The following is a 20167-nucleotide window of genomic DNA, read 5'->3' on the forward strand; positions in this document are numbered from 1 at the left end:
TCTGGCGGTCCAGCGAGGTGACCGGGCAGTCTCTGAGGGATTTTGTTAGGGGTGCTGTCGTTGCTGTTATGAACTTTTCTTGAAGACTAGGGCTCTAAACATTCATTTTATCAAGAAAGGGCTTAATCATGGATTCATCTATCAAACCATTATCAACTGTATCAACTATGGCACCGCCCCAAACGAGAGATGGAAGTGCATACTCTCCTGTGACAGTGGATCCTTCACCTAAAAACCTTGTCCTTAAAGATGATGATAAATTCAAACCAGGAATCATGAGGACAAGAAAAAAATTAGAGGAATATTTTGTTGCAAGGCAGCATAGCTCTCCTTCGCATAAAAATATAGATGCTCAACTTTTACCCACACAGCCTTATGCAGAATGGCTTCAAGATGAAACTGCCTTATTACGGCAGCCTGCACTGTCCGTAGGTAAGCCTGATAAGCTGCCTGGTAACAGTAATGCTTACAAACAAAGTAAAGTTATAAAAGCCTTCAAGGAAGGAAAACTTATTGCCAAAATGCTTGAAAATCCCAAGCGATTCGAAATTAGAAAAACTGGTCTGCGTTCAGGCTATGACAGAGTACGTTTAGAGGTGGATGAGCTAAAGCATAGAAAATGCATTCAAGTGTCATCAGTAAGCTATATGTCCCCCAATGTTCCAACTCAGTTATTCAGAGATATTGGTTTTCTTCTTGAGCGTGATAAGTGCGAAGTAAAGGCTATATATTCGAAAGATGTGTATACACGATTACTGGATAATCAGGGCGAAGTTTGTAAGTGGAGTATAAACAAGCATGAATTTGTAAAAGATGAGCTCTTAAAGATAATAGATAAACAGTATGTCGGAGCAGAAGTTGTTTCTTTAATGTTGGACACATACTTTAACTTTGCACTACAGAATATTTACTCGAGGCTTACAGGTCAGGATCTTCGGGTTTCAATACCCGAGAAAGCCTTCGACTTAAACTTTTTTTTAAAAAATGAACAAGCCAAAAAAGCAAAATACTTTGAGCTGGAAACCAGTTTTGGAGGGTACTACCGAACGGTAACGGGGAGTCATGAATTTAAAAAGGAGTCCATTTCTGCACTGCAAGATTCATTGGATCTAAAGTATAACTCGGAAAAATGCCCTCTAGAAAACGAACTTATTATTTCATACTCGAAAAAATCCATTGTTGGAATGGTCGTTAATTTATCATCATATGAAAAAAAATATGGAAAAAATACTGAGGCAGGTTTATCGAGTCTCATTGTTAATTATATTTCAGAAGACTGTAAGTTGTTCCGGAACTTAGTGAAAAAAAAGTTAGGACTTGAACTGGATGTTTTTCTCTATAATTCTGATACCTGTGAACTGTCTGTTTTGGAGAGAGAGGTTCAGAGTGAGAGGTAGAATGACATGGCAAAAATAGGGTCAGCATCACTTTATTTTGATGGTTGCGGATTCTGTATTGACAATAATTCTCAGTAGGTATTATCCGCAAGTTTTATTGTCATCGTCTTAATATTAGTATTTGAAAGTCGTATTTATATCCCATGGCTTTTGTCTGGGTAGAAAATAAAGATGAGAATAAAAATGATAAAAACTTCTTTTGTCGGGCTGGCATCGCTGGCCACTGCAGTGTTTTCCAGTATGGCTATTGGTCATGGCTGGACTGAATTTCCCAAAGCAAGGCAGACAATCTGTGCTGATGATGGGGGTTACTGGGGTAATCAGGATGGCTCCACGATTCCCAATGCAGCTTGTCGTGCTGCGTTTCTGGAGTCTGGTACATACCCTTTTGTGCAGAAAAATGAGTTTGCTGCCAATGTCATTGATTATAATAATAACGCAGCTGTCAGCTCGGTTGTGACAGATGGTAATCTTTGCAGTGCTGGCTCTGCCGCTAAAGCGGGCATGGATATTCCGTCCTCGCAATGGCAAAAGACTGAATTGTCTGCCGGTACACACACACTGAGATTCAGGGCAACTGCACCTCACAACCCCAGCTATTGGCGAATTTATTTGACCAGACCCGGATTTGATTCTTCCCTACAAAGGTTGCACTGGTCCGATCTCGAATTGATCAACAGCCATGATGACCTGCCCGTAGTGAACGGGTATTTCGAGATGGATATCAATATTCCCGAAGGAAGAAGCGGTACCGGTATTCTTTATGTGCGGTGGCAACGCGCTGACCCTGCAGGAGAAGGCTTCTATAACTGTTCTGACATTGCTTTCAGCAGTGATGGGGTGACACCAGCTCCAACACCTTCTCCAGATCCGGATCCTTCACCTGAGCTGGTGAATGTTGGAACCTATGTGAGTACCGGGCACGATATTGCTGAAGCTGGTGATAGGGTCCGCTTCCGACTCTTTGACGGCACAGGTAAAGAAGTGGCGGATGAGCAGATTGCCATTACCAGCAGCAATGCCGACTTTAACCTCTGGACCACAGAGTTGGCACTGAAGGTGAATGATCGCAATCAGGGTAAAGCCTTCATTGGTATCTGGCATCAGGAGATGAATCATTTGATGTATGATGAAGACAACCTGTTCAGCAATCGTATCTGGGCTCCTGACACTAAACACTCAGCATCCACTTCCGTCATAAAAGCAGATAACGTTCCCACACCCTCTCCGACACCGAATTACGAATATAAGTATCCGGAAGGTAAAGGTAGCTATCAGCCTGGTTCAGTTGTCCTTGGCACAGATGGTGAGATCTATCAGTGCAAGCCTTTCCCTTACTCTGGTTGGTGTAATCAGTCTACTTTGTATTATGCTCCGGGAACCGGTTTACACTGGTCCGAGGCCTGGATGAAAAAGTAAGTTCGTTGATTCAGGTCGGGCTTTTGCCTGACCTGTTGACGGTTTTGAGAAAACCTTGTAGCTATCAATCCGGTGGCCATCAAAAATGGCAATTGATGTCAACAGAATATACAGATCAAAACATGGGAGCCTATGTTCAGCTGTATATGGTGTGCAACCGGAAGACAGCTAAATTACTGAGACTCCCATTTTTAAACATTCCAATAATCAGTAAGCTTTTACCTGGTTAATATTTTTTGCAATGATACATTTTTTATCTTTTGTCAGTGTGAATGTATATCGACCGGTATAAGGCATTACATCATCCCCACAAACTATATAGCCAGGAATGCCAGGATCAAAAAATCCTAATTGTATGTTTGAACCACGTTTTATACCTAAGTTTATTAATATAATATTGTCTTCAGTAATAGGTCTGGTGTCTCCTGGATAGAGAAACCCTCGTTGGTTATCAGCGGTAAAACCGTTTTTAGTTGCGGCAATTGCTGGGTAGACATTGATTTCTTTTTTAGTTGGATCACTTGGGTCAATCGAATCATTTCGGATGATAAATAAAGGAGCATCAACTTTTAAATGGTCCTGGCCTTTTGTGCAAGGAAAATCACTGCCCTCAAAAGCCCATCCATTTTTTTTACTTAGTGTAAAGCTATAATTACAACCTCCTGTATAGAACTGTTCATTTAAAGAAGTGTTTAATACTAGATTTATAGGAGTTGTGAACTTGTCTACTCTTACTATGAAGTAATTGGTTTTAGGATTTCGATCAAGATAAATGCTTCTATCATGCTGGTCGTATATGAGTGAATCTCCATCAAATACTTCTATAGTGTATTCATCCGGATTGTCGAATACAAAAGAATCAGCAAACAAAGAAAACGAAAAAAATAGCAGCAGAGAAATTAAAAAGGAGATGATTGATTTCATGATTTGACCCTCGCTATTACTTATCACATAGAACATTATACAAGAATTGATTAATCATTAGGTAAACCCCCGGCTATGCCGGGGAGACTCGCATAGGTCATACCGAGGCTTCGGTAGCTAACCTCAAGGGTTCCGCCAAGAACCAAGAGGTTTAACTTACCCTCTGTGTCAGGATAGATGTCGCATCTTTTGATTCATGACTCTCAATAACTGAGAGAGCATATATGGGACATCCAATGTACTAGCTCAAGTCATATGTGGGACATCCAACAGACATATGTGGGACATCCAATGTTACAAGCATATGTGGAACATCCAATGTACTAGCTCATATTCAGAATTCTACTTAGCTAAATCCAACTGCATAAAAGAGCTCAGAGTATTTGCTGAAATCGACGTATCTGCAGGCACATCCACCAGGAGCTCTCTCATCAGCGATCGCCATTCAACAGACAAGAACACCCTTGGTGGTTCAAAAAAATGGCCGCAGCCAAAAGTCTTCAATGAGTAAGCGTTCAAGCAGGGTATAGACTCCCCCTACTTATCGAGATCGGATTTTAACGGATTGGCCCCGAATTTCTCTTTCCAGATTCGTGGGATTAGCTCCCGGATATCTCGAGCCGGATGGTAACTGATGCGCTGAAGCACATCGACGAAGTACTTGTATGGATCAATGCCTGCAAGAAGACAACTGACGATTAACGTCTGGAACACGGCAACATTGTCTGCTCCTTCTTCTGTCCAGCAAAAAAGCCAGTTTTTTCTCCCCATCGGGATACACCTGAGACTTCGCTCCAGGTGATTCGTATCAATGGCGACATCCGGATTATCCAGATAAAGCCGTAGCTCTTTTTCCCGTTTGTTCACGTAGCCAAGAGCCTTGCTCAATGGGTTGCTTTTCACCAGATTCAGGCGACGAAGTTGTTCTTCATGCCAGTTAAAGAACTGATCAACCAGTGGCTTGCCATTCTGTTGGCGGTATTCCCGCTTTGCTTCGCCTTGCAGCTCAGCTTTGCGGATTTCGTCTTCGACTTGATAGATCGCACCTATGCAGTCCAGCGCCTCTTTTGCGGCTTCTGGCTCGACCTCTTGTGACTTAACGAAGTATCTCCTGCTATGTGTCCAGCACTGGGCATGGATGATTTTGGGGTATTTCATGCACAGGCGGTCGTATTCCGAATAACCATCGGTCAGCAAGACCCCCTTATACTCTTTCAGATAAGGTTCTACGACCCTGCCAGAACGAGTGGTGGAGAAAGTAAAAGCTATCTCATTCTGGTCTCCGTAAAAACACCAGAAGTAGCCTCTTTGCATCTTGCCCTTGCTTTTACGGCCCGCTTTTCCGGGCGTTTCATCCAGAGTGAGGACACGACTTTCCAGACAGCTGTTGAGCACTTCGTCAGCGATGGGTTTGAGTAAGTGCCCGGCACGCTGCTCAAGATGTGTCAGGGTTCCACGGCTGATAGTAATACCACTGGACTCAAGTTTCTGATGCTGGCGGTAAAGCGGTGCGTGAAAGCGGTACTTCTCTACCAGCAGACCTGCGATAAAGCTGACATCGGCAAAGCTGCGATCAAATAATCCTGATGGTGCGGCTACCGTTGTTAGCGTCTGGCTGGGCTTATGGCGAACGACTTCGCGCTGATATTTCAGGATGACATAGCTGGCAGGGCGCTGCGCCAGCCGATAGGTGTACTTGTAGTCAATGATTTCGTACTGGTCTGCGTCTTCACCCTTCATTTCTGCAGCAGGCATCGGGATGAGTTCAACCGGTACATCTTCAGTAAAGCGCAGCCCCTGATCGGTCACACAGTCTTCAGGGCGATTCTTTTTCCGCCGTTCGTAAGTGATGGTTTCTGTGGGAGTTTCCTGCTCTTCAGGCTTGTCCTGAAGGATTTCTCCCAGCGCCAGCTGGTCCGGATTCTCAATCAGGCGCTTTTCGGATTTTTCACCAAATAGCTGATGTTTAAACCAGGCCAGCTGATGTTTAAGAGAAGCTATTTCCTGATCACGCTCCGACAGCAAGACCAGGATCTGCTGGAGCAGGTCCTGGTCAGTGGTGCCGGGGGTCGAAACAGGTAATTTCATGGCGGTTAAAGATAGACCTTTGACTCTCCTTTTGTGTAACGGGACGGTTGATGTTTGTAGCGTTTATATTGCTGAACGCAGCGGGTATCAATGCCTTCAAGGATGAGCTTCAGATCTGTCCACGCCATTGTTTGCTTGATGGATTTGCCTGCATGAGTATGAAACTGACCCTGTTCCAGTCGTTTGCTCCAGATACAGTATCCACTGCGATCAAAATACAGCACCTTGCACTGGGTTTGTTTGCGGTTGATGAAGACAAACAGCTGGCCGCTGAGTGGGTCTTCTTCAAGTTTGTTTCTCACCAGGGCAGACAGGCCGTCGTAGGATTTACGCATGTCGGTGGGCCGGTTGTAGAGCCAGATCCGAACCTGAGATTCTGGAAAAAACATGATCAGCGACGCATACGAAGAATAACACCACCGGGCAGCTCAAGTTCCAACTGCCAGTTTAAGCTGGCTGGAGGTTCAGTCAGCCCGTTTGGGACTTCAACCCATTCCGGGGCAGAAGCCTGAGCGATATCAAAGGAGTCAGTGTTGTCGTTATCCCTGAGTTTGCGCTTCCAGTTTGTGAATGTTGCCAGGCTTATGTTTTGAGTTTGGCAAAAAGCTTTCTGGCTCAAGCCACTGGCTATTTGCTGATCAATGATCTGTTGCCACTGCTCAGGGTTGAGACGGGTAAAGGGTTTTGTCAGTTGCTTCACGTTAGGTATCTCCTGCGTTGTTTGCAGGGGAAAGGCTGGCAGTCAGGTTGTGATTTTTGAAGACGTCCTCAAATGAGCGGTTACTTCAATGATGACTTTTGGCTGCACCTGATTGGCAGGAGTCTCATAAGCTTAACCATCAACAACACGGCTGTACTGCTCTCTGAGATTTTCCATAGCCTGTAGAATTGCCGAAGCGACATCTACCTTGTACAGCGAGGCATTGAACGACACTTTTCTTGTCTTGCAAACCTTGGGCTTGTTTCTCTGGAGGGCTTATGGATCAGCTTTAACCATCCTCGATGAACCTACCCCGGTGCGGACCCGAATGTCGATGTGCTTGGGGGCTGGAGAGTAGAGACATCCAGCTACCTGATTCAGGTGGCTATAGTTTTTTTTTAGCCCACCACTTATTTTTGTATAAGCGCTCTTTGAAGTAATTGACAGTTTTATTACGATCTAATGTAGTGGCTAACCTTCTTTCCATATTAATCATGTTTCTTTCATCGACAGCATCTGATGAACTTCTGTAAACCAGCTGCATTAGTGCAAAGATAAAGTTATCTGACAGCGCGTACAGATGCTCAAGAAGACCGTGAATGAAAGGATAGCTTATAACCAAATACACAAGAGTTGGATTTATTTCATAGCCGTAGTGTGAGTATATTTCCAGAGGGTCAGATTTGGCTTTAACAGATATAACTAAAATTAGTAGCAGTACTCCAGTAGCTTTAAACATATGCATCAAAATGCCTTCCTAAAATGAAAAACTACCTATAAACACCTTCTTTATAGATCATCCTTCTAAGATAGCCAGTTACTGGTGTGCCACTATGATTGTAATGATTATAGGGTGATTATAGGACATCCTTATATTTGACAAACAAGCCAGCTCGTCTAATTTTGCTCCCTGTCGCTGATTTTTAGTTCCGGCAGGAGAGGTTATGACCCGTGCGCGAAGTTCTCTGATCGACTCAGGTTGCACGCCTTATTATCACTCTATAGCTCGATGCGTACGCAGAGCATATTTGTGCGGAGAGGATCATTTAACGGGCAAAAACTATGAGCACCGTCGGCAGTGGGTTGTAGATAAGCTCAGGGAACTGGTTTCAATCTTTTCTATAGAAGTCTGCGCCTATGCGGTTATGTCGAATCACCATCATGTGGTTTTGCATATCAATCAGAAGCCTGCCAGAGAGTGGACACGAGATGAAATTTTGAGTCGATGGACAAGGCTTTTCACAGGGCCGCTCCTGGTTCAGAGATATCTTGCTGCTGACCAGTTGAGTCATTCGGAACTGGCTCGTTTGGATGAATTTGTTGAAGAGTATCGAAATCGTTTAACGAATATCAGCTGGTTCATGCGTTGCCTGAACGAATATCTTGCCCGTGAGGCTAACCAGGAAGATGGCTGCCAAGGTCGCTTCTGGGAAGGGCGGTTTAAAAGTCAGGCGTTGTTGGATGAGGCGAAGCCTGAGAATGTGGGAGGTTCCATGAACTGAAATCATTCATTGAAATCCAGCAGGTTCAACTCCTGCCCGGCAAAGACTAACCATCAGCCGGAAACGAGTCTTGCATAGCCAGCGGTAACGATGGTTGTGAAGCGTAGACAGTGGGTGCTAAAGCCATGTGATTGAGTCTCGAAATGTTGCAATTGTTGGTGGACTTCATTGTTCAGGAAATGGGGTCAGCATTGGTTTGCCGCTACGGTAAGGCAACATCAACCTAACCGGGATCGGAGAGCAGGGCAGAGGTACAGGATGGATTTCTCAGGAACCTGTGAGGTCCAGTATTGACCTGGGTGTAATCGCCATTGGTTCTATGGCTGAACAGAACCCGGTCATCAGGTATCGCTTTAAACCCGATGAAGCAAACATGAAGCAGCATGCAGGAACCCGGAAGCGAATACATAAGTGACCGGGCAGTAGGTACTGGAAGTCTTAGTGTCCCATAGTACTGATGACAACGGGGAACTCTGCTCAGGAGGACCCGGACGAGGAAAGGGGACATCATAGTTATTGACCCGTTTGTGGGAAACACAAGAGGTGCTCAGAAACCTGTGTTTGTGTCAACGAAACAGAAACGGATAGCCACACTGGCCAGAGACAACCCGGCCATGGCTTTCACTTCTCTCAATCATCACATGGATTATCAGTGGCTTTATCAGGCATACCAACTGACCCGTAAAGATGGCGCTACAGGAGTAGATGGTCAGACGGCTGAAATGTATGAACGACAGCTGGAGTATAACCTCCTGAATCTGTTGGATCGTATCAAATCCGGTCGCTACCGAGCACCCGCTGTGAAGCGGAGTTACATCGATAAAGGAAACGGTCAGAAACGGCCTTTGGGCATACCCACTTTCGAAGACAAAATTGCTCAGAGAGCGGTGGTTATGCTACTGGAACCCATCTACGAGCAAGACTTCTATAACGGCTCCTTTGGCTTTCGCAAACAAAGGTCGTCACATGAAGCCTTGTGTAGTCTGCGTGAAAACATTATGAGAAATGGTGCCTACTGGGTGCTGGACGTGGACATACAAAAGTATTTCGATACGATTGACCATGGTCAGCTAAGACAGTTTCTAGCCAGACGAGTGGCTGATGGCGTAGTAAGAAAACTGATCGATAAATGGTTGAAGGCAGGTATTCTTGAGTCTGGGGAGCTTGTCTACCCGACGCAGGGAACACCACAGGGCGGAGTAATTTCACCGCTACTAGCCAACATTTATCTTCACTATGTATTGGATAACTGGTTCACTCAGACAGTCCAGCCAAGGATGCGTGGAAGATGCAATCTGACGAGATTTGCTGATGACTTTGTCATGGTATTTTCGGTTCATGAAGATTGCAACAAGGTTGAGGCAGTGCTGTCAAAGCGGTTTGAACGCTTTGGACTTACACTGCACCCGGAGAAAACGCGATGCGTTGACTTTCGGCCTTACTGCCGGAAAGAAAACAAACGCAACGGCAATCCGGTCAGCTTTGACTTCCTCGGGTTTACCCACTTCTGGGGAACTTCCCGTAGAGGGAATACTGTTGTTTACCAGAAAACAGCAAAAGGGCGAATTGCCAGAACTTTGAAGTCGTTCAACCAATACTGTCAAAAATACCGACATAAGTCATTGGGTGAACAATATATAGCGCTCAACCGGAAGCTTCGGGGGCACTACGCATACTTCGGAATAACGGGCAACGCCAAAGCGTTAAGTACGATCCTACATCGAGTGAAGAAAATCTGGCACAAGTGGCTCAGTCGGCGTTCGCAGAAGAGCCATATCACGTGGGAGAAATTCAATCTGCTTCTGGATCGCTTCCCCTTGGCACCGCCGAAAATCTATCATCGGTATTCATATGGTCGTCGGCTAGTGAACCAATAATTGTGAGGAACCGGATGCGTTAATTGCGCTCGTCCGGGTCTGCGAGGGTTGAGGTCGGCAACGGCCTCTTCTACTCGGACACAGCGGGTGAGGTATGTCTGCTCTGACATGTGGAAGCCCTATGTAAAGGCGATCGCCGAGTTTGCCAATCAGGCGCTGCATATTCTGGATCGATTTCACATTGTGGCCATGCTGAACAAGGCCATCGATGAGGTCAGGGCATCAGAACACAAACAGCTTCAGGCTGATGGCTATGAGCCTGTTTTGAAAAAGACCCGTTGGTGTCTGCTGAAACGGAAGGAAAACCTGACCGAGAAAGAAGAGATCAAGTTAAATACAGTGCTTCAGTATAATCTCAAAAGTGTCAGGGCCTATCTGCTCAGAGAGGAGTTTCAAGTGTTCTGGAGTTACATATCACCACACTGGGCAGGAAAGTATCTGGACCGGTGGTGTACAAGAGTCATGCGGTCAAAGATAGAACCGATGAAGAAAGTAGCTAAAACTGTTCGGCGACACAGACCACTGATCCTGAATTGGTTCAGGGCAAAAAAAGCATTTTCCAGCGGAATTGTGGAAGGTCTGAACACCAAGATAAAACTCACTACGAGAAAATCGTATGGTTTCAGAACCTATAGATGTGCAGAAATCGCTTTATATCACGCACTGGGCAACCTGCCCGAACCAGAAATGCCCCACAGATTTTGCTGACGAGGCTCTTTTTTTAATGGATGTCCTGTTTTTCCCTGCTTTTTTTTCAATGTGGATGTCCTATTTTTTCTTATCGTCCACATCATTCGTTGCCAATACAAAGCCCCCTATAGAGCGCTCTGCATCTTTTCGACAGTCAACAGATATCCAAAAATCTCCGCTTGGATAAAACACCACGCTATTCGGTTTGGATCCTTTTCCGGACGACTCACCCTGTTATAGCACTGCAACACCATAAGACTAAAAATCCTCACATAACTGACATCTGTGCTGCTCAATATGTCAATAGGCATAACAAATTAGTTTGTTTAACTAACAATGTGGTTGTCGAGAGGAGATTTCTCACTGGTCTATGGTCAGAAATAATGCAGTCAATGTCATTCGATTTAATTAATTCAATAAGATTTTGCGCAGGCTGTTAATTAGAAGGTGTATTAATCTTTGTCATTGTAATTATTGTCACTGCAATTCTTGTCACTTATGTATACATTAATTAAACTGGAAATGATGCGAAGGCCGACCTTATTGATAACATGGTCTTCGCATAAATATACTGTATCAAAAGGAGATAATTATGTTCACGATTACCTGGCAGGGTGGTAATGGATTGAAACCAGTTTCACCACCGAATTTTGAGCAGACGCTGGATAAACTGGAAAACGAAATCAGTGAAACTTCTGTCTCAAAGTGGCTTGTTCGCACAGTTTGCCTTACTACTAGCCTGCAAGCATTGAAGATTAGCAGAAACTATGTTGGAGAAGGCAAAGCGGTAGCTATATCAATAGGTACTCTGATCTTGACTCGTGTCTTGACCCACAAACTTTTCGTTCAACCAAAAATAAACCGGTTGCGCACGGAATATCGTCTGTTAAGCGGTCAACTTGAAAGACAACAACATGTCGACTCTGGCTCACTCAAAAAGTTGCACAATATGGTCGGTTTAGAGAACTTAAAAAGACACGTCGAAAAAATACAACAAAAAATGATGGTTCGAGAAATGCGGAGAAATGCCAGCCTGGAGTGCAAGGATTTATCCCGTGGTCATATGCTCTTTACAGGTAATCCGGGTACAGGAAAAACCATGTCTTCTCGGCTGTTAACAAATATTTTGTATGAACTCGGAATAATAAAAGAAGACAAAATCGTTATAGCGGATCGATCCCGGCTGGTTGGAGAACATGTTGGGCATACGGCTATCAAAACCGAGGCGCTGGTTAATTCAGCACAAAACGGGGTACTGTTCATCGATGAAGCATACAGTCTCTTCAAGCCCGGTTCAGATCGTGATTATGGCACTGAAGCCATCGAAAAAATATTGGTCATGTTGGAAGACCCTAAAATAAATACATTAGTCATCCTGGCTGGATATCATAAGCAGATGGAACAATTGATTGAGTCTAATCCGGGGTTTAAATCCAGAGTGCCAATAAAGATCCATTTTGATGATTACAAAAATGAACAGTTAATCCAGATATTCCAGAAAATGTGTGATCACAACGGTTATCAGCTCTCAGATGATGCCGTCACTATTTGTAAAGAAACATTATTAGACATCAAAAAACAAGAGGGTGAACATTTCGCTAATGCCAGAAGTGTCAGGAACTTTTTTGAGAGTGTTCAATCTGCTCAAGAGTGTCGGCTCGCCAGAGAATTTGGTGCACAATTTGACGGTAACAATGGGACTCCACAGGAGGACTCTAAAACTTCTCAAAGGGCAAACTCTGCTCATCCTACTGCAGATGTTGAACAGCTGATGGAGTTTTCCGTGGCTGATTTGAAAGCAGCTATGGAGGATTATCAGTATCAGTCAGCTTATCATGAATCAGATGCCTGGAAGGACATATACCGCTGATCAGTTGCAACGGGCGAACCCTCAAGCTCCCGGCAAAAGCTCATCAAAAAGGGGTACCATGACCCATTCCCCGGCTTGTTTATTAGCATTTTCCTCTGCTAGGAGGCCGACCGAGAATAGACTGCCCTACTGCGGCGGCAGCAAATTGGTCTGAAAATCCGCTTTTGTTCGTCAAATAGCTCGCTATTCTCCTCACAAAACCGAATTTTCATCCTCAATTTTCTGCCGTCCTCGCTACGGGCGCTATTCTCGGTCGGCCTCCTAGGACGATACAGCAGTCAGACTGTTTCCTTTTCTGTTTCTCTTTTTTGGATGTCCTATTTTTCACTATTTTTCAGGATGATTTTTCTATCCTATTTTTCTATGATTTTTCTATTCTTCTATCATTCCGGGGTTAACAAAACCGGGTAGGGAATGCCCTCCAGAAAGCAACCTTTTGCCCACCATCAGGCACAATAACACCCGATTTTTTAAGCTTGGGGACCAGTGAAATTGGCCCCCAAAATTCACATCATTCTTCTAAATCTTTGTTTTCATTATCAAAATTCATCTCATGAAACTCATACCACATCAAGTTAAGCGCCCCTTCCTGTCACTCTAACCTCTTGTTTTACTGCGATTCTGATTACCGTTGAGAACTATAAAACCCCTTGAAACACCTATAATTCATCAGCATTTACTCCCAAATTTACTCCCAAAAACTTGCTTGAAAGGTAATGCTGATGAGTATCTATTGCGACACCCGAAAGCGGAAGAAAGGCACTGTTTACAAGTTCATCGTTCAGGTCATGAAAAAGCATTTCGTAGCCAAAGAACAGATGACATTTCCGGACAAGCCGTCAGGACGTGCCTGGGCAAAACAGGTTGAAAAGGAAATGCTGAGAGAAGCGGAAAAAGAGGAACCAAAGTACGAGGCGGCTCAGTCTCGAACCGGCGATATTACCCTGAAATCTTACCTTGAACATTACAGGCTAAAACAGGGTACCCTGCCAGAAGAAAAGCAGATCAGCTATCGGGATATGCAGGCGATCAAATTTTGGGAGAAAAGCTGGCTGGCAGAGAAGAGGTCAAATGAAATTACCGAGCAGGATTTAATCAAAATCCTCGATGAACGACTGGAGACGGTTACTCCATCGACCAATCATTTATATGTCTCTGTACTGAGGCGTGCCGTCAGCTGGCAAAAGAGGGTAGGAATTTACTTCAAGAGTTTTATTAATGATGAAGTGATGAAGGAGCTTTGGAAGCTCGGATTGGTGGGAAAATCCCGACGGCACGACATACGGCCTACTGAGGAACAGATACTTCAGCTATATCAGGTACTACTGGCTGGTTATAACAAACCAACTGGAACCATACCTCACCATCACATCATGATGTTCAGCATATACAGCACCTTTCGTGAGGGAGAGGTTTGTAGCATCAAGTACAGTCAGCTCGATATGGAGCATGGGCTTGTGATCATTGAAGACAGGAAAGACCCCAACAATAAATTCGGGAACCATCAAAAAGTGCCCATACCTGTTGAGTGTCTTGAAATTATTGAGAGGCAGCCAAAGTTCGAGGGGGAAGACCGGATATTTCCTTATAAGGCAAAATCTATCGCTGTGCGCTTTTCCTATTGGACGAAAGAGCTTGGGTTTCCAGATATCCGGTTTCATTCCTTTCGGCACGAAGGTGTATCAAGGCTGTTTGAGCAAAATATGTCGATTCCTGAAGTGGCACTTCGTAGTGGTCATAAAACCTGGGAGCATCTGCGGCGCTATACTCACCTCTTGCACAAAGAGCCACCGGATTTATGGGGGCAGTGCAAGAGAATAGAAAATAATTACTGGGCTGAAAATGAGCTGGTGAACAGGCAGTTGCTCAAGGCTTCGATGTCGCTTTCATGGGGAACGGAGTAAGAAACTTAAAGTTCTGCCTGCTGTGGTCAGTGCATATTTTCTAAACCTGTAGCCACTGCTTCAGTGTATTCTCCAGTTTTTCAAGCTGCTGCTGATGCTTGTCTTTGTTTTTTGACAACTGCTGAATATTCTTTAGCTTCCAGCGGATAGCCGGAAGTTCTGCAGCAGAAGGCTCGTCAAACAGTGTCCAGTCTGGCTTGCCTCGTTTGAAAGATAATAGAAAATCCTGGTCTCTCTCGGTGAAGTGAGCTTGCAAGGCTGCCACCATACGAGAACGGGTTTCTATTAGTTCGTTCAATTCCACTGGTTCTTTCGTCATACCGGCAAACTCATCGTAAAACGTTTGCTCCAACTCTTTCCAGCGTGGTGACATGACTTCATGTATGGGGCGTGGATGGCTCAGTGTGTAGGTTAGAAAGCCAGTAAATATCTCTCTGGAAATTCCACCTGCATTTAGCATTCGCTGTACATCATACAAGTCTCGTGGGTGCTGGCGATCCATAGCAGCACAAAGCTTTCCTCCATATAAATCGGCCTGACTGACAACAGGTATTTCAGCATAGCCAAATCCATCCTCTACTGACTCAACCACAGGCAGCAACTCTGGGTCATGCAGTGTACCCCGGGCAACAGGAGAGACTTCGATTTTGATGGTTGCGGATTCTGTAGTAACAATAATTCTTAATTCGTCTTGTCGGTTGTCCTGAAGCACTGCACTGGTTGAAGGCTGCGTATTAATCCGCTCAGCTATACGTTCGAGTGCTGAGCGAACATTTTTCAGTGCTTCATCCCTTGGTTCGAGAGGAAGGTAGGCAAGGTCAATGTCTACAGAAAGTCGAGGAAAATTCTGAACAAACAAATTGATGGCTGTTCCGCCTTTCAGGGCGAAGACAGGCTCGGTTGCCACAACTGGCAGCATTTGGATCAACAGGGACAGCTGTTGGTAATAAACGGATTTTTTGTCCATTTTAGTCTGATCTTCTTTTACGATGCAGGGTAGTGTAGAGATTGAGGAACAGTGATCTGGTAACGCTCGTCGAATCGACCGTTAGTCACTACTTGACGTTTACCTGAACCGAGTTGTATTTGAGATTCATCAAGACGGCCAAACCATTGATGGCCATAGTAATCACTCAGAAAGAGAAATATGCGGTTGGTCTGAACAGCATTACTGCGATTAAGAAGTGACTGCACTTTTCTTGGGCTCAAGTTAACTAAACCCTGAAATAATTTGGCGGCGTGTTCAAAACGAATATTTTTCCCGATAGCATCGACCACTTCATAAGCTGCGAGTTCCGGGCGACTGGCTCTGAGTTCCTTTCCTTTTACGGTTACTGTAGTGAAATCTTTGTCAGTTAGTTCACAAAGCTTTTGGTTACCACTATATAACCAGGGCTGTTCGGAAAACTCCCGAAACCATTTGGGCAGGATTTGCTTGCTTCTGGTCCCAACCCAGACCTGTTCTGAATTCAGTTGCAGATAATGGCTAAGCCCCTGGTGAGTCAAACTGCTAAGCCCTGCAAGGTGTATTGGCAACTGTAACTGTTGAGTAAGAGCCTGCAATGCGTCCGGCCAGTCAGGTTTGATCTTGCCACTGGGTTCCGGACGATAGTAGACACCAGAGCTGAGTCTCTTCAACCAGCCGCTTTTGGCATATTTCTGGGCTAGGGAATAACGTATACCGTTCTCCGTCAGCCATTGTTGGAGCACCAGAGAGCCCGGAGAGGTATGGTTTATTAGCCAGTTTATTTTAGATGACATATTAATACCCAAGGTGTTAATTTATATCTTATGCCAAACAGACAGGTTTGTCTAAATGCAGATATTAATACCTAAGGTGTCAATATATTAAATATCATAAACTGCGCTGTTTTGATCAACGTACTCCTCTAACCTTTTCCCAAGTACTGCTATAGGTTTGATGCCGATTATCAAGATAGTTGGCCAAGTCTGACAACCGAATCATCATCGGCGACTTCCTACTTTCAGTCAGCCGCACTACCGGTACAGGTAGTTGTTGGGAAGCTGCCGCTGCTTTAGCTTTTTTCTCACATAAACCAAAAAACTCGTCACATACCTCTTCGAGGCGGACGTAAGGTTTCTCGTACTTGGCAAAGAGCATCAGTTCAGTATTCATAATATTCAGACTATGACATTGGGTATTAGTGAGGGTTAAAGTGAGGCTTGCTAAATAGATTTATTTTTTCAGTTAGCAAACCTTTATCCCAGGTTTCATTGGTGATTCTGGTTTTCTGGAAGTCATCTTTATTGATCCAGCCTTGTTGATAGCCGCCTTTCACCACCCCTATCAGGAATACATGGACTCGTAAAAAATGCCCAAAATTTGAATGATCGTCCACTGCCTTTCCTTCAAGCCAATCACATGTTCCTCCTGATTATTGACCGTTAATACACTAAGCCCCTGGAAACAGAAAAATACCCATCTTGTTGTTGGGTTCTGGCAGGGCTTTTTTTTCTGGTCTGGAAATACACGACTTTGCTTTTTCAGTTCCTGCCTGATTCTGTGCTGGATAGCAGCGTAGACCATCAGGCATAGAGTCATCACCATTAACAGGGCTTCAATACGTTCCGCTTTCTTCAGATAGAGCGAAGAGACCAGAAAGTCCGGGCTCTTCAGGAACCGAAAGCCGCCTTCAACTTTTTGTTGCGACTTATAAGTAGACAGCAGCTCAGAGGCATTCAAACTATTTTTATCCAGTTCATTCGTGCTTAGGATAAAACAACCCAGTGAGGCTTCTGCATGCTCCCTTTTCTCGCAGGAAACAAAGCATTCAGCCTGCACAAGGTACTCGAAGTGATCAGGCTTGCTATCCGGCGATGGTCTTCCTTTGCCCGAATAGCAGGGTTTACGGATAACCTCTGGCTCTGTTTCGCTTTGGCAAAGTTTCGATTGTTTCTGCCACAAGGCAAAAGCCTTCAATGCATCGTCCCGGCACAAAAAGGCCTTTTTGCTCAGCTTCTCCAGATCACGGGCCTCTTTCAGTGACTGCTTTTGCATCTTTCGGGTCAATGTTTTCCGTTCACTAAGCCCGCGCTTTTTGTTGAGAAACAGGAACCATCGTTGCTGAACCCCTCCGTAGCAGGAAGGCACTTCAGCTGAGTAGTAATCTTCATAGCCTTCAACAGGCACCAGCGACACGGTTGGCGCTTTGCAGACCAGCTCCTTTGCCTCCTTGATGTTCAGGGGCACCCGGGAGATAAACAGCTGCTTTTGCTCATCAAGCAACTGAAGGGTTTCTGCAACATACATGGCAGCATCAGCAACCAGATAGCGGCTATTCAAAGCGGCCTTAAAACATGACAGATGATTTTTGATAATTTCCTGAAAACAGGTTTTGTCGTTTACATTACCGCTGGCAGGGGCCATAAACACAGGGATGCCCGCCTGATTTTCAGTCATTAACTGCAAGACTACCTGATTCAGGTCAGGCCGGTGGTCACGGCTGTAACCTTGGCAGATATGAATACAATTTAAGTCGTCTGGATTGTCATGACTGTTATAGACTCCATCCACATGAAAGCTGGTGCCATCCAGATTTAATGCCTTGCAAGGAAGTTTCAGATGATTGACGACCTTGACGGCCAGATTGAGATACAAGTCGCTAACACCAGCGTCGTACAAACTGTCGAGAGCCCGACCAAGTACCTTGTCGTTCAAGTGTTCGGCCTATATACCTTCCCCGATAAGGCGGTCAATCGGCTTATCCTCAAAAAACTCAGGGAGCATGTACAGAGTTTGCCCCGTAAAGCCCAAGCCATTGATGATCATTGCGACTACAGCTTGTCCAATAGTGACATTACGAACATCGGAGTCATTTGTGATACGGGCATCAATGTATTCGGCTATCTTTAACTCCCGACACATAGCGGCAACCAAGCCAAGGTGGTTGAGGTTCTTAGACTGGTATTGAGCTTGAGGCATGTTGGTGCACCTGAATGTCTGTTTATTTCTTTGACAACAGATTTTAGGCAAATATCAATCGGGGTGGTGAAAGGCAGGTCCAATCTACGAATTGCAGGAACACTCTCTGCTCTGGACAGCCATGACTCAACCCCCATGGTCACAGGGTTGTGGTATGCAGTGCATCAGACTTGTCTATCAAATGCCGAAAGGCGCTTGATTCTGATGATTACTGATGGAGCACCGGATATTGACCACTATGATGCGGTGGTTGACCTGGTGAAACGTTGTGAGTACTCAGGGATAGATGTTATGGGGCTGGGGATCAGTATTCAGCTACCAGAAGAGCTGTTCCCAAAAAGCCTGATGATTGAGCAGTTGTATCAGCTGAAATCTTCTCTGTTCGCTTTGACCAGGGACTGGCTGCTGCACTGAAACTAAAACGCCACTCACTGCTTTTTTGCTGTAGAGTGGCGTTTTCTTCCTGAGCAACTAAATCTTGCCACAAGGCACGATTCGGAATTGTTGCTTCTTATTGAGCATGTTCGGGAACAAAAAATGAGCTTGGGAGTAACAAAATTTTACTCCCAAACACCTGCCCTAGTCATCTAAATCATTGATATCATTATCAAATCCCATATCATGAAACTCATACCACATGACATTGATGATACCAAAGGCACACGCAAGGAGTACGCCCAGAATCCAGGCAAAATACCACATAGTCTGCCCTCCTTAGTAAAGTGAGTGGGTGTTTTCGTTAAGGTGTTCTGCTGTCATACGACCCCACAATTTGTAGAAACACCAGATGGTGTATCCCAGAATGATGGGAACAAATATCATGGCAACCACTGTCATAATTCCCAGCGTCAGGTAACTGGACGTTGCATCCCACAGTGTCAGGCTAACGTTAGGGTGGGTGCTGGACGGCAGAATAAATGGAAACAGTGAGAAGCCGGCTGTCATGATAATGCCTGCCTGGGTGATTGAACTGCAGGTAAAGGCCAGGCCGTGCAGACGGCTGTTGGCCAGCAGGAAGACACCAATGGCGCCAGCAAAACCCATGACCGGTGCAATCAGCATAACCGGGTACTTGGTGTAATTAGCCAACCAGATGCCTGCGTCAGCTATGTGAACTGTTTTGACCAGAGGGTTGGCTTCGCCATTCATAACCAGACCGCTGACGACCTCAAAGCCGGGCAGGTTAGCTACCCAGACACCCGCGAGTGCAAAGGTGACAATGGTCGCAAGGGCAGAGATGCGGGCGACAATGGTCGCACGCTCTTTGATTGGGCTACCAGAGCGCATGCTTTGCCATACAGATCCCTGCATGGTTAGCATAGAGACACTGACAACACCACAAAGAAGGGCAAAGGGGTTCAACAATGAGAAGAAACCCTGAGTAAAACTGGAGCGCATTGTGTCATCCAGATTAAAACCAAAGCCCAGGAACAGGTTGCCAAAGGCTACGCCGAATACCAGAGAAGGTACGATGCCGCTGATAAAGAGACCCCAGTCACAGTACTTTGTCTGCTCGGGTTTAACCTTGGAGCGATAATCAAAGGCCAGCGGACGGACAATCAGTGCGAACAGAACCAGCAGCATGGCCCAGTAGAAGCCAGAGAAAGCTGTGGCATAAACGATAGGCCACGCCGCAAACAGTGCGCCACCTGAAGTGATCAGCCAAACCTGGTTGCCGTCCCAGTGAGGGGCGACGGCATTGATCATGATACGACGTTCTTCGTCAGTTTTGCTCATGAAAGGCAGCAGGTTGGCGGTCCCCAGATCGTACCCGTCCATTATGGCAAAGCCAATGAACAGGACTCCGATCAGAACCCACCAGATGAATTTGAGAACTTCGTAGTCCATAAGGG

General features: G+C 45.2%; 19 protein-coding genes and 1 pseudogene. 9 read left to right on the forward strand and 11 right to left on the reverse strand.

The window, feature by feature from the left end:
- Positions 1-128: 128 nt before the first annotated feature.
- Both ACO6VG_RS18060 and ACO6VG_RS18065 read left to right on the forward strand, forming a co-directional pair.
- Positions 129-1397: a hypothetical protein gene (locus tag ACO6VG_RS18060; protein WP_422475030.1), complete on the forward strand. Its 1269-nt coding sequence runs from the start codon at positions 129-131 to the stop codon at positions 1395-1397.
- A 183-nt stretch (positions 1398-1580) separates the two neighbouring features.
- Positions 1581-2816: a lytic polysaccharide monooxygenase gene (locus ACO6VG_RS18065; RefSeq protein WP_422137878.1), complete on the forward strand. Its 1236-nt coding sequence runs from the start codon at positions 1581-1583 to the stop codon at positions 2814-2816.
- A 207-nt stretch (positions 2817-3023) separates the two neighbouring features.
- Here the strand turns inward: ACO6VG_RS18065 and ACO6VG_RS18070 are convergent, their stop codons facing one another.
- The 5 genes from ACO6VG_RS18070 to ACO6VG_RS18090 all read right to left on the reverse strand — a co-directional run bounded on the left by ACO6VG_RS18070 (position 3024) and on the right by ACO6VG_RS18090 (position 7273).
- Positions 3024-3740 (reverse strand): hypothetical protein, encoded by a 717-nt coding sequence (locus ACO6VG_RS18070; protein ID WP_422475032.1) that lies wholly within the window; start codon positions 3738-3740, stop codon positions 3024-3026.
- 537 nt (positions 3741-4277) lie between these two features.
- Complete coding sequence (gene tnpC / locus ACO6VG_RS18075) at positions 4278-5828, reverse strand: IS66 family transposase (RefSeq protein WP_422472703.1); 1551 nt, start codon at positions 5826-5828, stop codon at positions 4278-4280.
- Between the two features lie 5 nt (positions 5829-5833).
- Positions 5834-6217: an IS66 family insertion sequence element accessory protein TnpB gene (tnpB, locus tag ACO6VG_RS18080; protein ID WP_422452200.1), complete on the reverse strand. Its 384-nt coding sequence runs from the start codon at positions 6215-6217 to the stop codon at positions 5834-5836.
- 2 nt (positions 6218-6219) lie between these two features.
- Positions 6220-6528 (reverse strand): IS66 family insertion sequence element accessory protein TnpA, encoded by a 309-nt coding sequence (gene tnpA / locus ACO6VG_RS18085; protein ID WP_422452199.1) that lies wholly within the window; start codon positions 6526-6528, stop codon positions 6220-6222.
- Positions 6529-6913: 385 nt separating this feature from the next.
- A complete protein-coding gene (locus tag ACO6VG_RS18090; RefSeq protein ID WP_422475034.1) occupies positions 6914-7273 on the reverse strand; it encodes a hypothetical protein in 360 nt (119 codons plus the stop codon).
- A gap of 199 nt (positions 7274-7472) precedes the next feature.
- On the opposite strand from ACO6VG_RS18090, the gene ACO6VG_RS18095 reads away from it, so the two are divergent.
- From ACO6VG_RS18095 to ACO6VG_RS18120, 6 genes are all read left to right on the forward strand, one after another.
- Positions 7473-8030 (forward strand): transposase, encoded by a 558-nt coding sequence (locus ACO6VG_RS18095; protein WP_422475036.1) that lies wholly within the window; start codon positions 7473-7475, stop codon positions 8028-8030.
- Between the two features lie 277 nt (positions 8031-8307).
- Entirely contained in the window at positions 8308-8445 is a 138-nt protein-coding gene (locus ACO6VG_RS18100) for a hypothetical protein (protein WP_422133597.1), read from the forward strand.
- A 148-nt stretch (positions 8446-8593) separates the two neighbouring features.
- Positions 8594-9907, forward strand: a complete 1314-nt coding sequence (gene ltrA, locus ACO6VG_RS18105) for a group II intron reverse transcriptase/maturase (protein ID WP_422411757.1) — start codon at positions 8594-8596, stop codon at positions 9905-9907.
- Between the two features lie 48 nt (positions 9908-9955).
- On the forward strand, positions 9956-10615 hold the full coding sequence (locus ACO6VG_RS18110; RefSeq protein WP_422133599.1) for a transposase: 660 nt from the start codon (positions 9956-9958) through the stop codon (positions 10613-10615).
- A 574-nt stretch (positions 10616-11189) separates the two neighbouring features.
- Complete coding sequence (locus ACO6VG_RS18115) at positions 11190-12467, forward strand: AAA family ATPase (RefSeq protein WP_422475037.1); 1278 nt, start codon at positions 11190-11192, stop codon at positions 12465-12467.
- Between the two features lie 722 nt (positions 12468-13189).
- Positions 13190-14371 (forward strand): tyrosine-type recombinase/integrase, encoded by a 1182-nt coding sequence (locus ACO6VG_RS18120; RefSeq protein ID WP_422475039.1) that lies wholly within the window; start codon positions 13190-13192, stop codon positions 14369-14371.
- A 40-nt stretch (positions 14372-14411) separates the two neighbouring features.
- On the opposite strand, the gene ACO6VG_RS18125 is transcribed toward ACO6VG_RS18120, so the two are convergent.
- The 4 genes and pseudogenes from ACO6VG_RS18125 to ACO6VG_RS18140 form a co-directional block, all read right to left on the reverse strand.
- Positions 14412-15338, reverse strand: coding sequence for a nucleotidyl transferase AbiEii/AbiGii toxin family protein (locus ACO6VG_RS18125; RefSeq protein ID WP_422133603.1), 927 nt, complete (start codon positions 15336-15338; stop codon positions 14412-14414).
- 17 nt (positions 15339-15355) lie between these two features.
- Positions 15356-16132 (reverse strand): type IV toxin-antitoxin system AbiEi family antitoxin domain-containing protein, encoded by a 777-nt coding sequence (locus ACO6VG_RS18130; RefSeq protein WP_422475041.1) that lies wholly within the window; start codon positions 16130-16132, stop codon positions 15356-15358.
- A 115-nt stretch (positions 16133-16247) separates the two neighbouring features.
- On the reverse strand, positions 16248-16508 hold the full coding sequence (locus tag ACO6VG_RS18135; protein WP_422133605.1) for a pyocin activator PrtN family protein: 261 nt from the start codon (positions 16506-16508) through the stop codon (positions 16248-16250).
- 171 nt (positions 16509-16679) lie between these two features.
- A pseudogene (locus ACO6VG_RS18140) lies at positions 16680-18314 on the reverse strand (IS1634 family transposase).
- 66 nt (positions 18315-18380) lie between these two features.
- On the opposite strand from ACO6VG_RS18140, the gene ACO6VG_RS18145 reads away from it, so the two are divergent.
- Positions 18381-18728, forward strand: a complete 348-nt coding sequence (locus ACO6VG_RS18145; RefSeq protein ID WP_422475043.1) for a hypothetical protein — start codon at positions 18381-18383, stop codon at positions 18726-18728.
- A 165-nt stretch (positions 18729-18893) separates the two neighbouring features.
- On the opposite strand, the gene cydX is transcribed toward ACO6VG_RS18145, so the two are convergent.
- Positions 18894-19016, reverse strand: a complete 123-nt coding sequence (gene cydX / locus ACO6VG_RS18150) for a cytochrome bd-I oxidase subunit CydX (RefSeq protein ID WP_422133608.1) — start codon at positions 19014-19016, stop codon at positions 18894-18896.
- Positions 19017-19028: 12 nt separating this feature from the next.
- Positions 19029-20162 carry a cytochrome d ubiquinol oxidase subunit II gene (gene cydB / locus ACO6VG_RS18155; protein WP_422475046.1) on the reverse strand — a complete coding sequence of 378 codons (1134 nt, stop codon included), beginning with the start codon at positions 20160-20162 and terminating at the stop codon, positions 19029-19031.
- Positions 20163-20167: the final 5 nt, after the last annotated feature.

Source organism: Endozoicomonas sp. ALB032, assembly GCF_049310125.1.
Classification (GTDB): Bacteria; Pseudomonadota; Gammaproteobacteria; order Pseudomonadales; family Endozoicomonadaceae; genus Endozoicomonas_A.

What these genes read in the sequence shown, in the direction of transcription:
- ACO6VG_RS18060 (WP_422475030.1), top strand. Translation starts at nt 129, where the DNA reads ATGGATTCATCTATCAAACCATTATCAACTGTATCAACTATGGCACCG.
- ACO6VG_RS18065 (WP_422137878.1), top strand. Translation starts at nt 1,581, where the DNA reads ATGATAAAAACTTCTTTTGTCGGGCTGGCATCGCTGGCCACTGCAGTG.
- ACO6VG_RS18070 (WP_422475032.1), bottom strand. Translation starts at nt 3,740, where the DNA reads ATGAAATCAATCATCTCCTTTTTAATTTCTCTGCTGCTATTTTTTTCG.
- tnpC (WP_422472703.1), bottom strand. Translation starts at nt 5,828, where the DNA reads ATGAAATTACCTGTTTCGACCCCCGGCACCACTGACCAGGACCTGCTC.
- tnpB (WP_422452200.1), bottom strand. Translation starts at nt 6,217, where the DNA reads ATGTTTTTTCCAGAATCTCAGGTTCGGATCTGGCTCTACAACCGGCCC.
- ACO6VG_RS18090 (WP_422475034.1), bottom strand. Translation starts at nt 7,273, where the DNA reads ATGCATATGTTTAAAGCTACTGGAGTACTGCTACTAATTTTAGTTATA.
- ACO6VG_RS18095 (WP_422475036.1), top strand. Translation starts at nt 7,473, where the DNA reads ATGACCCGTGCGCGAAGTTCTCTGATCGACTCAGGTTGCACGCCTTAT.
- ACO6VG_RS18115 (WP_422475037.1), top strand. Translation starts at nt 11,190, where the DNA reads ATGTTCACGATTACCTGGCAGGGTGGTAATGGATTGAAACCAGTTTCA.
- ACO6VG_RS18120 (WP_422475039.1), top strand. Translation starts at nt 13,190, where the DNA reads ATGAGTATCTATTGCGACACCCGAAAGCGGAAGAAAGGCACTGTTTAC.
- ACO6VG_RS18125 (WP_422133603.1), bottom strand. Translation starts at nt 15,338, where the DNA reads ATGGACAAAAAATCCGTTTATTACCAACAGCTGTCCCTGTTGATCCAA.
- ACO6VG_RS18130 (WP_422475041.1), bottom strand. Translation starts at nt 16,132, where the DNA reads ATGTCATCTAAAATAAACTGGCTAATAAACCATACCTCTCCGGGCTCT.
- ACO6VG_RS18135 (WP_422133605.1), bottom strand. Translation starts at nt 16,508, where the DNA reads ATGAATACTGAACTGATGCTCTTTGCCAAGTACGAGAAACCTTACGTC.
- cydX (WP_422133608.1), bottom strand. Translation starts at nt 19,016, where the DNA reads ATGTGGTATTTTGCCTGGATTCTGGGCGTACTCCTTGCGTGTGCCTTT.
- cydB (WP_422475046.1), bottom strand. Translation starts at nt 20,162, where the DNA reads ATGGACTACGAAGTTCTCAAATTCATCTGGTGGGTTCTGATCGGAGTC.